This window comes from Mesorhizobium sp. WSM4841, from assembly GCF_055811515.1.
The window spans coordinates 193158-207155 of record NZ_JBVVQC010000001.1 but is presented as its reverse complement, the minus strand read 5'-3'; the positions used below and the strand labels follow the sequence as shown (position 1 = coordinate 207155).

Annotated in this window: 13 protein-coding genes and 1 pseudogene; 11 read left to right on the top strand and 3 right to left on the bottom strand. The window is 56.8% G+C overall.

What is annotated here, in order from left to right; genetic code table 11:
- Window positions 1–68: 68 nt before the first annotated feature.
- The 6 genes from AC0L14_RS00970 to AC0L14_RS00945 all read left to right on the top strand — a co-directional run bounded on the left by AC0L14_RS00970 (window position 69) and on the right by AC0L14_RS00945 (window position 6172).
- The gene (locus tag AC0L14_RS00970; protein ID WP_473748419.1) at window positions 69–1094 is read left to right on the top strand and encodes a UDP-glucuronic acid decarboxylase family protein; all 1026 of its coding nucleotides are present in this window, start codon (window positions 69–71) and stop codon (window positions 1092–1094) included.
- A complete protein-coding gene (gene galE / locus AC0L14_RS00965) occupies window positions 1094–2080 on the top strand; it encodes a UDP-glucose 4-epimerase GalE (RefSeq protein ID WP_095495269.1) in 987 nt (328 codons plus the stop codon). The genes AC0L14_RS00970 and galE overlap by 1 nt, the downstream gene beginning before the upstream one ends.
- Complete coding sequence (locus AC0L14_RS00960; protein WP_473748418.1) at window positions 2077–3975, top strand: glycosyltransferase family 2 protein; 1899 nt, start codon at window positions 2077–2079, stop codon at window positions 3973–3975. The genes galE and AC0L14_RS00960 overlap by 4 nt, the downstream gene beginning before the upstream one ends.
- A 34-nt stretch (window positions 3976–4009) precedes the next feature.
- Window positions 4010–4516: a DUF995 domain-containing protein gene (locus tag AC0L14_RS00955; RefSeq protein ID WP_077381293.1), complete on the top strand. Its 507-nt coding sequence runs from the start codon at window positions 4010–4012 to the stop codon at window positions 4514–4516.
- 15 nt (window positions 4517–4531) lie between these two features.
- Window positions 4532–5476, top strand: a complete 945-nt coding sequence (locus AC0L14_RS00950; RefSeq protein ID WP_473748417.1) for a glycoside hydrolase family 26 protein — start codon at window positions 4532–4534, stop codon at window positions 5474–5476.
- Window positions 5477–5608: 132 nt separating this feature from the next.
- Window positions 5609–6172 (top strand): DUF995 domain-containing protein, encoded by a 564-nt coding sequence (locus AC0L14_RS00945; RefSeq protein WP_473748416.1) that lies wholly within the window; start codon window positions 5609–5611, stop codon window positions 6170–6172.
- Window positions 6173–6236: 64 nt separating this feature from the next.
- On the opposite strand, the gene AC0L14_RS00940 is transcribed toward AC0L14_RS00945, so the two are convergent.
- Both AC0L14_RS00940 and AC0L14_RS00935 read right to left on the bottom strand, forming a co-directional pair.
- Complete coding sequence (locus AC0L14_RS00940) at window positions 6237–6554, bottom strand: MlaD family protein (RefSeq protein WP_309508706.1); 318 nt, start codon at window positions 6552–6554, stop codon at window positions 6237–6239.
- Window positions 6555–6825: 271 nt separating this feature from the next.
- Window positions 6826–7071 (bottom strand): annotated as a pseudogene (locus AC0L14_RS00935) (transposase); the annotation flags it as partial.
- A gap of 380 nt (window positions 7072–7451) precedes the next feature.
- On the opposite strand from AC0L14_RS00935, the gene AC0L14_RS00930 reads away from it, so the two are divergent.
- The 5 genes from AC0L14_RS00930 (at window position 7452) to AC0L14_RS00910 (ending at window position 12155) form a co-directional block, all read left to right on the top strand.
- The gene (locus AC0L14_RS00930) at window positions 7452–7736 is read left to right on the top strand and encodes a PqqD family protein (RefSeq protein ID WP_473748516.1); all 285 of its coding nucleotides are present in this window, start codon (window positions 7452–7454) and stop codon (window positions 7734–7736) included.
- Window positions 7717–8160, top strand: coding sequence for a lasso peptide biosynthesis B2 protein (locus AC0L14_RS00925; protein ID WP_473748415.1), 444 nt, complete (start codon window positions 7717–7719; stop codon window positions 8158–8160). Before AC0L14_RS00930 ends, AC0L14_RS00925 begins: the two co-directional genes overlap by 20 nt.
- A 65-nt stretch (window positions 8161–8225) precedes the next feature.
- Window positions 8226–8984, top strand: coding sequence for a hypothetical protein (locus AC0L14_RS00920; protein WP_473748414.1), 759 nt, complete (start codon window positions 8226–8228; stop codon window positions 8982–8984).
- Between the two features lie 2 nt (window positions 8985–8986).
- Entirely contained in the window at window positions 8987–10897 is a 1911-nt protein-coding gene (locus tag AC0L14_RS00915) for an asparagine synthetase B family protein (RefSeq protein WP_473748413.1), read from the top strand.
- A 559-nt stretch (window positions 10898–11456) separates the two neighbouring features.
- Window positions 11457–12155, top strand: a complete 699-nt coding sequence (locus AC0L14_RS00910; protein WP_473748412.1) for a class I SAM-dependent methyltransferase — start codon at window positions 11457–11459, stop codon at window positions 12153–12155.
- A gap of 52 nt (window positions 12156–12207) precedes the next feature.
- On the opposite strand, the gene AC0L14_RS00905 is transcribed toward AC0L14_RS00910, so the two are convergent.
- Window positions 12208–13854 carry an ABC transporter ATP-binding protein gene (locus AC0L14_RS00905; RefSeq protein WP_473748411.1) on the bottom strand — a complete coding sequence of 549 codons (1647 nt, stop codon included), beginning with the start codon at window positions 13852–13854 and terminating at the stop codon, window positions 12208–12210.
- Window positions 13855–13998: the final 144 nt, after the last annotated feature.

Genomic DNA, 13998 nt, shown 5'->3' with positions numbered 1-13998 from the left:
GAAAACCTGAAGTCTCAGTGCATTTAGACACCTACATGTCTTCCTTTTGGCACTGATGGTTTTTATGAATGAGGGCTCCCGTGAGTATCGCATTTCAGTCTGCAAAGTTGCAATCTGATCTTTCCTTGCAACGGAGGGTACTTGTCGCAGGCGGGGCCGGCTTTCTCGGATCACATCTGTGCGAACGTCTTTTGCAAGACGGCCATTCTGTTATCTGCGTAGACAATTTTTCCACGGGGCGGCTAGAGAATTTGCGCCACCTCCTGAACTACGACACGTTCAGCTTTGTGCGCCACGATATCGTGGAACGGCTCGATCTGCCGGTCAACGAGATCTACAATCTCGCCTGCCCGGCTTCACCGCCGCACTATCAGGCCGACCCGGTCCATACGATGAAGACGAGCGTGATCGGGTCGCTCAATCTTCTGGAACTGGCAGCACATTACCAGGCGCGGATTTTCCAGGCTTCCACCTCGGAAGTCTACGGCGATCCCCATGTGCATCCGCAGCCCGAAAGCTATTGGGGCAATGTCAATTCTTTCGGTCCGCGCTCTTGTTATGACGAAGGAAAGCGCTCTGCCGAGACTCTGTTCTACGATTTTCATCAGCAATACGGCGTCGACATCCGTATCGTGCGCATCTTCAACACCTATGGTCCGCGCATGCGCCCGGATGACGGCCGGGTCGTTTCCAACTTCATCGTGCAGGCGCTCAGGGGCGAGGACATCACCGTTTACGGCGACGGGTCGCAGACCCGTTCCTTCTGTTACGTGGACGATCTGATCGAAGGCTTCTACCGGCTCATGTACAGCCCCCAGGCGATCCACACGCCTGTCAACATCGGCAATCCCGGCGAATTTACAGTCGGTGAGTTGGCCGAGCAGATCGTGGGAATGACCGGCTCGAGCTCCAAAGTCGTCTATCACCCGTTGCCCGTGGACGATCCGCGCCAGCGTCGGCCCGACATCACAGTGGCCCAGAGAGAACTTGGATGGGAGCCGACCGTGGCGTTGGCCGATGGGCTGAAGTCGACGATCGCTTATTTCGAACGGCAGTTGAGGAAGCCCTCCGGAAAGCTGGCGGAGGCCGCCTGATGTCTGGCAAGAACGTACTTGTCGTTGGTGGCGCCGGCTTTATCGGCAGCCATACAGCCAAGCTTTTGGCCAGGCAGAGTTATGATCCGATTGTCTACGACAATCTATCCACGGGTCACCGGTCAGCCGTCCGATGGGGCGCCTTCGTTGAAGGCAACATCCTTGACTCGGAGCGGTTGACCCACGTCATGGATGAGTATCGCCCTATCGGGGTGATCCATTTTGCTGCATCGGCCTACGTCGGCGAATCCGTAGAGAAACCGGCAAAATATTATCAGAACAACGTCAACGGGACCCAATCGCTGCTGGACGCCTGCCAGAGAAGCGGAACGCGCAATATCATCTTCTCGTCAAGCTGCGCCACCTATGGCATTCCGGATCGCTTGCCGATCCGCGAAGGCGAGAGCCAGCGCCCGATCAATCCTTATGGACGCACGAAGCTCATCGCGGAGCAAATGCTTGCCGATTATTCGGCTGCCTATGCGCTGCGCTACGTGGCGCTGCGTTATTTCAATGCGTCCGGCGCGGATATCGACGGGGAAATCGGCGAAACCCACGATCCAGAAACACATCTCATTCCGCGAGCCATGATGGCCGCTGCAGGCAGGATCGATTTTCTCGAAGTCTATGGCCAGGATTACGATACGCCCGACGGCACCTGCATTCGCGACTATATTCATGTCGCGGATCTGGCGCGCGCGCATGTGCTGGCGCTCGAACATCTGATCAACTGCGGTGGCAATCTGGCCGTCAATCTTGGCAGCGGGCGTGGTACATCCATTAAGGAAATTCTCGAAGCGATCAGCCGGCTGACAGGTCGTAACGTGCCGGTCGAGATGCGCGCTCGTCGTGCGGGCGATCCTCCGGTGCTTTATGCCGATCCGGCGCTCGCTGCCGAAAAACTTGGCTTTCAGGCGCTCTATTCCGATCTCGATACGATAATTCGCACGGCGGCTCCTTTCTTCGGGCTCGAGGTGCGCTCATGAGAACGCCGCGCATCGCGCTGTCCGTTGACAGGGAAGAACCCTTGATGGTGCCGGTCTTCACCGGCCGAAAGCGCATCGAGTACATTATGGGTGCGGTTTTGTGGGCGATGGCCGTCGCATTTTTTTGGCAATGGTGGGTTTTCGGAGCCACCCACACCAACATGGTCGGCTCAATTCTGGTGACGGCGCTTCTGGCGTGGATAACGCTTTTGCCAGTCTACTTCATCACCATTTTCTTCAATGCACGCCGGCCGCACGGACCGCTGCGTATTTCCGCAGGAAGTCGCGTGGCCATGGTGGTCACCAAGGCTCCGTCAGAGCCTTTTGAGGTGGTGGCCGAAACCTTGCGGGCCATGTTAGCCCAGAACGTGCCTCACGATACGTGGCTGGCCGATGAGGATCCATCGCCCGCAACGCTCGCATGGTGCCGCGAACATGGCGTATTCGTTTCCACCCGCAAAAGTCGCGCCGATTACCATCGCCAGTCCTGGCCTCGCCGCACACAGTGCAAGGAAGGCAACCTTGCTTTCTTCTACGATCATTATGGCTACGACCGATATGATTTTGTGTCGCAGCTCGATGCCGATCATGTACCAGAACCGGACTACCTATATAACATATTGCGGCCTTTTGCCGATCCGACAATCGGATATGTGTCCGCGCCCAGCATTTGCGACCGCAATGCACATGAAAGCTGGTCCGCGCGTGGCCGCCTCTACATCGAAGCGAGCATGCATGGGTCACTGCAAGCCGGATACAATAATGGCTTCGCGCCCGTGTGCATCGGATCGCACTATGCGGTGCGCACAGCGGCGCTGAAGGAAATCGGTGGGCTCGGGCCAGAACTCGCCGAGGATCATTCCACAACGCTCTTCATGAATGCCCATGGCTGGCGAGGGGCTCACGCGCTTGATGCCATCGCCCATGGCGACGGCCCACGGACGTTTGCCGATCTTGTCACGCAGGAGTTCCAGTGGTCGCGGAGCCTGGTGACGATCCTCCTGCAATATTCACCAAAACTTATCGGGAACTTGCCGCTGCGTTTGAAGGTTCAATTCCTGTTTTCGCAGTTCTGGTACCCCCTTTACGCCTTCTTTCTTGCTCTGACATTCCTGTTGCCCGTGATCGTACTGATCCAGGGCGATAATTTCATCAACGTCACTTACCCAGAGTTTCTGCTCCATTTCATGCCGCAGTCGCTTATGATCCTGCTTCTGGCGTTCTGGTGGCGGTCGAGTCGCACATTTCGGCCTATCGACGGCAAGATTTTCAGTTGGGAAGCGATGCTGTTTCTGCTGGCGCGCTGGCCGTGGGTTCTGGCTGGGACCTTTGCCGCGTTCCGTGACTGGATGACCGGATCCTTCGTTGATTTTCGCGTCACGCCAAAAGGCACTTCCGAAGTCGATCCGCTACCGTTCCGCGTGCTGGCACCGTATGCCTTCGTGGTCCTGATCTCCATTCTGCCGGTCGTGTTCGTGCAGGATGCGTATCAAACGCGCGGCTTTTTCGTCTTCGCCATCATCAATGCATGCTTTTACTTGCTGCTGATCTTCATGATCTTGCTGCAGCATGGCCGGGAGAATGACGTACGGATGAAAAGCCGCGCCTATCGCCCCGCGCTGGCAAGCAGCTTCATGGCCCTTTTGATGGTTACCAGCTTCGCCACGGTCGAGCGTGGACGCGACGGCATCGAGGCGCTCGCCTGGGGAACCAAAAGCTTTTCCCTGTTCGACGACAGCTTCTCAATTGCCGGGGCAGGCGTCGGTGGTCGCGCTGTTCACAAAACCATCTTCAATCCACGTTGGCGCACCAATGCGACCGGACACGCCCATCGAGGACAAACGGCGGGCGCCACTCATCTCGAGATGGCAGGAGGTTCCGGTGGCACTTTCTAAATCTGAAAGGGCTCTATTGCTGTCAGGTTTCCGGATGCTGACAGCAGTCGCTTGGGCAGTGTCCTGCATTGCTGCACCGGCCTTTGCCTCTTCCTCACAGGTTTCCGTTCTGCCGGAAGGGGCACGTCGCATGACAGCAGGCGAAATCTACGATCTCTATAGAGACAAGAGCTGGCAGTGGGACAGCGGAGCCGGACGAATGGTGGGCGCGGACCGGCAATTTTCGGCATGGACCGACGGTGAGACGGGCAAATCCTGGGCGGAAGGCCGCTGGATCATCACCGAGACAGGTTGGATGTGTCTCAACGCGACATGGCATTCCGAACAGGGTGTATTTCCCGCCAAGACCTGCTTTTCGCATCGCATCGATAATGGAACGATCTATCAGAAGCGCGAGCCCGGTGGTGAGTGGTATGCGTTCCGTAACGCCGAGGTCCACCAAGACGACGAGGCCAGCAAGCTGGTGTCCACCGATCTGGTTTCCCGTCAACTCGATGCCATCAAAGCCGCGCTTGGTGCGGCACAGCAATCTGAACAGTAAGAAAGGGAGGGGGCCTTGAAAAGTCTCTTTAAACTATCAGCAGCCTTGCTTTGCGGCGCATGCATTTCCGGTGGTGTCTATGCAGCCAGCGGCGTGTCGGGAGCGAGTGTCGACAGCCGCAATCAGTTTCGGGACAAGCGTCCCATCATCACGGCTGACTCCGTAACCCCCGGCGCCTACGATCCGCACGCGGATTATACCAACGATTCCAACTCAAAAATCGAACACCTTTTTCTTCCCTGGGAAGATGTGGATCTGGCAACGCTCAGCGCCGCAGATGCCTATGCGCGTGAGCGTGGACGTTCCCTGTTGATCACGGTCGAGCCGTGGTCCTGGGCGCGGGACTGGCGTGTAGGTCCTGAGGATTTGCTCGCCGGGATTTTGGGCGGGCGCTACGATGCCAATATGTCAGCGGTCTGCTCTGCGGCGGCGCAGCTGAAAAGCCCCGTCACTATCCGCTGGGCGCAGGAAATGGAAGATAATGACGGGCAATTCACTTGGGCTTTCTGGAATGCTGAAGGTTATGTGAACGCCTACAGGCATGTCATCGACATATGCCGCAAGCATCTTCCGTCGGCCCAATACATGTGGTCACCGAAAGGAGAAGAAGGACTGGAAGCCTTCTATCCTGGCGACAAGTATGTCGACATTATCGGTCTGTCCGTCTTTGGCTATCAGCCCTATGACAAGCTGGAGGTCGGTCGTGATACGACTTTTGTGGAGCGCACAAAGCCGGGTTATGACCGTGTGACGGGCTTCGGCAAACCAATCGCCATTGCGGAGCTTGGCTACGAAGGTAACGACGAATATGCTCGTGACTGGGCCGCGGAAGCAAATAAGCCGCATGCCGAGTTCCCGGACATGACAGCCGTTGTCTACTTCAACGATCGTGAAGTCTATCCATGGCCGAGAAATGTCGGCCGGCCCGATTGGCGCGTGGCCAACCATCCGCTGGACTGATCCAAGTCGTTCGACAGAGTGGTTCGGCTTTCACCAGATGGCCGAACCGCTCCATCCCTTTATTTCTATGCGGTTCCAACGCAGGACTCTTACGCAGTCTTACTGGAATTGCCTTGGTGGAGAGGAAGTAAAATGTTTTCGATCCGTTCGATTATCTCAAGTGCGGTGCTGTTTGTGTTCTTGCTTGCAGGCAATGCCTACGCCGCTCCCAAACAACCGGCGGGCGACGCTATAGAAAAACGCGCCGCTGCCGCGACGCCGATGAAGGCCTCAGCGGTTGAAAAGCTCTATGCCGGCCGCACCTGGAAATGGCAAAACGGCGGTGGGTTCTATTCTGCGGAGACAACTGCTCGCGGGCTGTTCTCTGCAAATAGGAAGCCGTTCGCCGCTTGGTCGCGCAAACGGGCAGCATGGTCCTTTGCGGAGGGAAACTGGTATGCGACCAATGGGGGCAAGCTCTGCATGCGCGCTCTCTGGACCAGCAAAGTAGCGAAAGGGAGTCTGGCAAGAAGCGGTGCAATCACATGTTTCCTGCACCGTGAAAAACATGGCGTCGTTTATCAGAAGCCTTTGATCGGTGGGAAATGGTATGTCTTTCGTCACAATCCCGCTCGCCGGGACGATGAGGCGCGCAAACTGGTCAAAGGTAATCGGGTAAGCAAAGAAGTTTCGCATCTTAAGGCGAATTCTCGATAACCGCGCAAAAAGCGGAGCCGCCGCGGCTTCAGGCGCGGCGGCTTCTGCCAAAACCAGGCCAACATTAAACGCCTGGCTGATTCGAGACCCTCCGAGTGTAGCAACGCGCTTTCTGACCAAAGCCGCTCGGAGTGCAGACATAGGTGTTGCTGTTCAAGTACCGGGATGCTGATATCTTAACGACCTTGCCTACCGGTTTCTTGTTGTAGCGAACATCGTTGTTGACCCGATATTTGACAAGGTAGACGGACCGTGTCTCTTCCTTTGATTTACGCATTTCGCCTGCTTGCGCGTTTGCGCCGAGAGCCACGGAAACAGCAAGCCCGATCGCTGCAATCGCCACTCTTCTAAAACGGTTCCGATGCGCAGTAGAAAACGTCATGTGGTAGCCTCCAATATTATTGTTCTGGAGTGCGTTGTACCCACAGGACTTTAGGTTCTGGTTTGAACTATCTTGATAAATTTAGACAAAATGTTGCATTCCTCATGCCTCCAGTGAGGCGATTTGACCAAAATGAGGCCGGCGGCGGTCGTCAGTCCTGGGTAGCGGCCGACCTTTTGGCAAGCCATGCAGCGAGATCGGCCTTGGACTTGGCTTCGGCGAGATCGCGCCGGCATCGACAGCTCCTGCAGGCAGTCGTCGCCGCGGACTATCAGGAATTCTGTGCGCGAGGCCATGATGATGAAAAGGAAAGAATCATCACTTGGTTATCGAGAAACTGCTGGACCAGCTGCTTGCTGGTCGACACGCCTTGCACATGCATCTCCGCAAGCGTGGCCACCAAGGCCCGCTCCGAACGCTGGTAACGCTCGAACAGCTCGGTGGAGAAGCGGCCAGCCCGGTCCTGCGGAACCCGCAGCTCAAGCTTGCCGACGCGGGTGAAAAGGGTGCGGCCGTGTTGCTGTGCCGATGCTAATGATCGTATGGCCGATGAACTGATATGCGATGGACGGACCAATCCGGCTCGAACTTTCGCCGGCCGGCGAAAACAACCCCTCGCTGCATGATGGCCATGCTTTGATATTCCGATCGCCGGCGACGGATTGTTAACCACACCGGAAGCACAACACTGCCAGAGGTGATGCGTCTGCCGAGGTGATATTTCATGCGTCGATGGCTAGAAAAAAGAACGGCAGCAAGCTACCATCTGGTTATCGCGATCTGTGGCTGCAGCGAAGCTGTTGGCGTTAGAAATCCGGTGCAAAATCGGGACCCTCAACGTAAATCGGCCAACTGGAACTGGTTCTCAAACGTTTTCATGAAGATTTAATAGTGACGATGATGTATTATAAAGTCCGTGAGCCTATACTTTATACGGGATTGGAAAAAGAATCGGTGTTGCTCAACTTGGAGTCGGGCGGATATTTCTCTGTCAATTCTGTAGGAGATAGGGTTTTGTCTATCTTAATGAAGCGACCCAGTACGGTAGAAGAGTTGACCTATGAGATCACGCTGGAATACGCGATCTCGCGAGAAAGTGCTGAGCGGGATATTCAAGGATTTGTCCAGGAGCTGGTCGAGCAGGGACTATTGGAAACAGTAGATGGTCGAGACGGCTCGTGAGCACATTGTGCAGAAGCTAACCCGTCTATCATGGCCTGAAAGGTTTATTGCGGCCGAGGCATGGCTGAGGATGCTATGGATTGCGGGCCTCCTCAGAACGCCTTTTCGCAAACGTCTCTTCGTGACCAACCCCTTGACGGGAGAATCCAGGCTGTCGCACAGCCGGGTCGAACGCATGGCTTGGTTGGTGAATGCGACGGCAAACAGGCATGTCAAACCGATGACGTGTTTGGAGCGCGCTTTAACCTTGCAATCCCTCCTTGCTAGGCACGGTTGCCACGCCAGCCTTCGATTCGGGGTTCGGAAAGGTGATGCAACTGTCGAGGCGCACGCCTGGCTCGAAGGTGTTCCCGGTCTGAGTGACCCATTGAGTTCTGATTTCATTCCACTCAAGAATTTCAGTGAACGGCATTGCCAAAATTGACTGCGGGCGCTCCGCCGAATTCAGGAAATTCTTGCGCATTCGTCGGCCTCTTGGCCGGCGCCCGAGTGTTCAGCAATCAGCCTGTTCCTGGTCTGGCGCAATGTGGCTACTACGATCTGGATGTGGAGATCCTTTTTTACCGCCAGGGACGCACCAACGCCGCCCCGTCAGCGGGAAAAGGAATCGGGGTTCCATTCCATCGCGCTACGGGCCTGAGGGGGCATATTGCAGAGGATGGCCGTTGGGCCGCAATCGAAGAAGGCTCGGAGCAATGGCCGGACCGCGCCGCGTGCATGCGTCGTGTTCTCCCATTTTTGGCTGCACTTCAGGGGAAAGTTACACTTCACGCTTCAGCGGTGGCGACCCCAGCGGGGGTCTATGCATTTGTCGGGGCGAGCGGCGCCGGCAAGTCCACTCTTTCCTCCTGTCTCGAGAGATTTGACCTGCGCGCGGTGGCTGATGATCTGCTGCCTTGCCGAATGCAGGGTGACTTCGTGGCTGTACCGCTCGGCCAAGATGACACGCTACCGCTGCGGGGACTGTATTTCCTCTCCAGGCAAGACAGTTTGGAAAGCGCCCGCCGCACACTATTAAACAGCGCGGACTGCCTGAAGCGACTGCTTGTTCACGGTTTCGGTGAGATCAGCATAAAGACAGCATGGGCGACACAGTTCGCGGCATATACCAGCATCGCGCGTACTGTTCCCTCTTACGATCTGGTGGTGCCAGACGCTCTGCCCCGTCTCAATGCCAGTGTGGCCGCAGTCAGGGAAATGATTGCCGAGCAAGCATTCCAAGCTGTTTCACAGCCAGCGGAAACCTGAAGATGGCCGGCATAGCAGGCATCGCCCACTGGGGTTCGAGACCGGCGCCCCGCGATTTGGTTGAAGGTATGCTGGAGGTGATCCGACACCGCGGCCCCGACGGGCTCTTTGCTGGGGCACGGAAGAATATTGCTCTCGGGCATGCCCAGTTCATTCTGAGCGAACGCGAGCGCAACAAGGCGCAGCCAATTTGGCTGCCGGACGGCTCCTGCGGCCTGGTGGCCGATGCGCGCTTGTACAATCATGCCGAACTTTGGCGGGCTCTCGGTTCCGTCTCCTGGTTCAGGGATACCCCGTCCGACGCCGAATTATTGCTTGCCGCCTACCAGCGCTGGGGCGAGCAGGCGGTGCTCAAGCTCCGTGGTGACTTTGCTTTCGCTGTCTGGGACGAACGAAAAGGACGGCTGTTCGCGGCGCGTGACCCTTTCGGAGTGAAGCCATTCTTCTACCACACGGATTCTGACGGTATCCGCTTTGGTTCGGAGCCTAAGCAACTGCTGAGGCTTCCTGGTGTGACCGCCGAGCCGCATGATGGGGTAATAGCGGATTACCTTTATCGCGGCATACACCGCGCCTTCGAGGAAACATTCTTCCTTGGAGTGAATCGCTTACGAGCGGGACATTTCCTCATCGCCGCCAACGATCGCTTGTATCAGGAGCGTTTTTGGCCGGCCCCTGCACCGCCTGAAGATTTCCGCGGCTCGCCTAGTGAGTGCGCCGAACAGTTCTACTTCCTGTTTCGGGAGGGCGTGCGGCAACGGCTGGACGTGGATGCCTTGGCGGCCATGGAACTGAGCGGCGGCTACGACTCGTCCGCGGTCGTGCTGGCTGCGGCCGACATTTTTAAGTCGCGGACGCCGTCTTCGCCACGACCCGTCACCATGTCCCAGACCTATCCCGAGTTCGCCTGTGATGAAAGCGTCTACAGTGATGCCGTTGCTGCACAGACCGGCTTCGAGCATCTCCATGCCGTCGCGCCGTGTGAAAATTTCGCTCCCGGCCTGCTGGGGGAACTGCAGAAGGTTGACGCTCCCACCCCAGAAATCTTTTGGCAACGACGCTCGGAAGCCACAGCCTTGTTGCGCAACCGCAACTGCAAGGTAGTCCTAACCGGACAGGGGGGGGACGATCTGGTTTGGGATCCGGACTACGAACTGGATCTCTGGCGTTCGCGTCGCTACCTGAGCGCGATCCGGTATTGCCTGTACGATCCCAGGGTGATTCGCGAAAAAGCCACGCGGTCTTGCCTGAAGCGGCTCGTCCGCCAGTCCATAGGTCCAAGGCTCATTCGGATTTTGCAGCGCGGGCGCGAAAAGCCCGTCAGGGAAATCTTTGACTGGATCAACGTCAGCCTGTTGGAAAAGCATCAATCCTATCTGGACCGAAATGCGTTTGCCGGGGAGAGGCCCGTCTACGCTGACCTTGCCCGCGACTCGATCAGCAACTGGCTCACCGAGCCGGCGTTTTTGCGCATGATCGAGCAGGAAGAATGTCTGTCCGCATATGCAGGCGTTGAATTGCGCCACCCTTTTCTCGACCAGAACCTTGCCGAATTCGTTCTGTCGGTTCCTTTCGAGACACGGCTACAACTGGCGCCTTCATTCAAGGCCATTCTTGTTGCCGCGCTGGGACATCGTTTGCCGGAGAAAGTGCGACGTCGAGCTTCAAAAGCCGCTTTCGATGACTACTTCATAAGCTTGCTGACCACGAGCCGGCCTGCCCTGCTGAATATGGTGTCAGATACGACTCGGTTGGCTTCGGAGCGCTACGTGAAGTTGCAATGCGCAGCTAAACAATGGGACAAGCCGCTGTCAGCCGATTCCGGCTGGTTTGCAGGCGCGCGGAGCGTGTGGCAGCCAGTTTTTTTGGAGATCTGGTTGCAAACCCTGGGCAATGCCACTAGGACATTTTGAGGGCGGGTGCACATCTTTGGAGAAGCACCTCATGAAATGCAGCGAGAAGAATGCCGATTCTATGGGTACTGTTCCAGTTAAGTGCGTTTACGAGCAACCTACACTAACCCGCTAGGCTACGTGCCGCAGGCGACCCAGAAATCCGCACCTACTGTGGACGCATCACCGAGCAATCCGAGTAGACCTTAGCTAGAACTAATCTACTCCGATTCGCGCTCAATGTCCCAATGTGGGAGTGGGTAATCGTAAATTAATGCCACTAGGACATTTTGACGGTGGTGCACATCTTTGGAGAAGCACCTCATGAAATGCAACGAAATGGAAGCCGAATCTATGCGTACTGTACCAGTTAAGCGCGTTTACGAGAAACCTGTACTGACCCCGCTGGGCCACATGGCGCAGGTCACTCAGAAATCAGGGGCTAATGCCGACAACGTGATAAATCCGACGCGTCCATAAAACTAGTGTGCGGTCTACTCCGATTCGCACTCATTGTTACTCTATCTGGGACACTTGGTCTAGACGCCTGGGAGTCGGATTCGATGTCCTCCAACAAGGGTTGTGGCTGGGTTTACTAGACAATCAGCACCTGGATGAGGTCGGGCGTGTTCAGTACGCCCGCTGGAGCAAATACGGCGACGAAGCCTACAATCTATCGGGCTTACTGCCATGGGAGGAGAGGGTAGTAGGAAACTACTACCCCAGCAACTGTTCCATTCTCGTCGGCGCGGCAGGTGGCGGGCGCGAGCCGGTCGCCTTGGCGCGCATGGGTTATCGTGTGGACGGTTTTGATAGTACACCGGTGTTGGCCGAATGCTATCGGCAACTTATGGAGCGCGAACAGCTTCCGGGCAAAGTCTTCGTTGCCGGCGCAGGTCGCGTGCCCGACGACGTAGATGGTCAGTATGACGGCGTCGTTATTGGCTGGGGCGGCTATATGCACATCCCCGGCCGTGGGAACCGGGTCGCCTTCTTGACTGCCCTGCGCAGGCACGCTGCAGCCGGAGCCCCTCTGCTGCTATCTTTTTTCTGCCGACGCGAACGCTCGCGACGCCACGATTGGATCTACGCCTTCGCTCGTCGAGTACGCTATCTGCGGCGCAGCCGTGATCCTGTGGAGTACGGTGATACGCTCGCCAGTACGTTCGATCATTTTTTCACCGAAGCTGAAATCCGCACCGAACTGGCGGAAGGTGGGTTCGAACTCATCGATTACCGTGAGTCCCCTTACGGGCACGCCGTCGGCCGCGCCGTCTGAACGATTCTCTCCGAAGCACCCAGCCTGCGTGACGGTGAGGCGCCGTGTGGACTTACTCGGCGCTTGTCATAATGCCATCATTCAGCTTGAACACCCGATCAGCTAGCGCCAGGCTCGCCGATCGGTGGGTTATCAAAAGCACCGTCCTCTGTCGCAGCACATCCACGCATGCCTGCAAGAACTCGCGCTCTCCCTCTGGATCGAACATAGCGGTCGCTTCATCGAGTATTAGAATCGGCGGATCTTTCAACAGCGCCCGGGCCAACGCCAACCGCTGCTGTTGCCCTCCGGACAGCCGCACGCCCCGATCGCCGATTGGCGTCTGGTAACCCTGCGGCAATTGGATGATGAAATCATGCGCGCGGGCCCACCGTGCTGCTGCCTCAACCTCATCCTGTGTGGGCTCAGGCCGACCATAGGCGATGTTGTCGCGGACGGTGGCGTTGAACAGCAATACGTGCTGAGGCACGACCCCTATCTGGCTGCGCAGGCTATGCAAGGAAACCGTGGAAATATCCACGCCGTCGATAAAGATGCTTCCCTTGGAAGGCTCATGCAATCGCATAAGCAAATGCGCCACCGTGCTCTTTCCTGCGCCGTTGGGACCTATGATGGCTATTGTCTCGCCCGCGGCGACGGATAGATCGAGGCACCTCAGCGCAGGCTCACGCCCCGGGTAACTGAACGTGACACCGCGGAATTCGATGTTGCCGTTTATTTTTCCCATCTGCTTGCCCGCATGCCAGCTCGGCTCAGGCTCTTCGGCCAAGGCTCTTGCGAGCCGGCTCAGCGCTCCGCGCGCGCGCTGGGTCTGTCCATAGACGTCTGCGAGCCCGGCCATGGGTCGCGCCATTACCTGGGCGTAGAGGAGAAAACTCACCAATTGAGGCACGGTGAGAGCCCCATCGCCAATTTGCCCTTGGGCCAACCAAAGCATAAGAACGACCGCAGTCGCCGTTACAAGCTGAACCCCCGGCCCCAATGCGGCATGGATAGCGCGCTCCTTGGCACTCAGGCTGACGACGCGCTCGATTTGGCTCCGATAACGCTGCGATTCTTGCTGTTCGCGCGTGAAGGTCTTGATGGCGGGAAGCATGCTGAGGTTTTCCTCAGCAATGGCGATGGCAATGGCATGCTCCTCCTGAAGTTGGAGAGCCAATGGCCGCATGCGTCGTCCGAAAATTTTAAGCAGTAGATAGAGCAATGGAATAATGATTGCAGCGAACATGGCGAGAAGGGAATCGATTCGGAACATTAAAGCCAATGCCCCGCTGACGGTGAAGAAGAGCGGTAAGGCAGCAAGTGCAGTGCCGCTGATGTAATCGCTCACGACATACACATCATGAGTAAGTAACGCGAGCGTATCGCCGTGGCGCCGCCGGTGGGAGAAGGCAAGCGGCAACGCCTGAAGATGGTCGTAAACTCGGATTTTCAAGTCCGCCAGTATTCGTGTGGTCGTCCCGCCAAGCAGGTATATATTGCTGAATTTTAAAACGGCCTGTACCGCGAACAGCGCCAATGCTCCTAGAAAAAGTACCTGGATATTGATCGTGCTGCTGCCTGAGCGTTCCTGGAGAAACGTTTCAGCAAGCTTGCCACCAAGCCAAGGCATCACCAATAAAGCAGCGCTTTCGCATAGCATCAATACCAGGCCAATGGCCAACGCCAGGCGATAAGGTGCCGCTAATGTCAGCAGCATGCTTGTCTCGTTAGCTTTCGACAATCTGTTCATAGTTCCACAAGAGATCGATCGACGTGATCTGCTGGAGTGAACACCAAGAGGCAGGCTGCATCCTCAATCGCGGTAGGATTTCTTACGATTTTCGGAATCACGCGCCCCGCA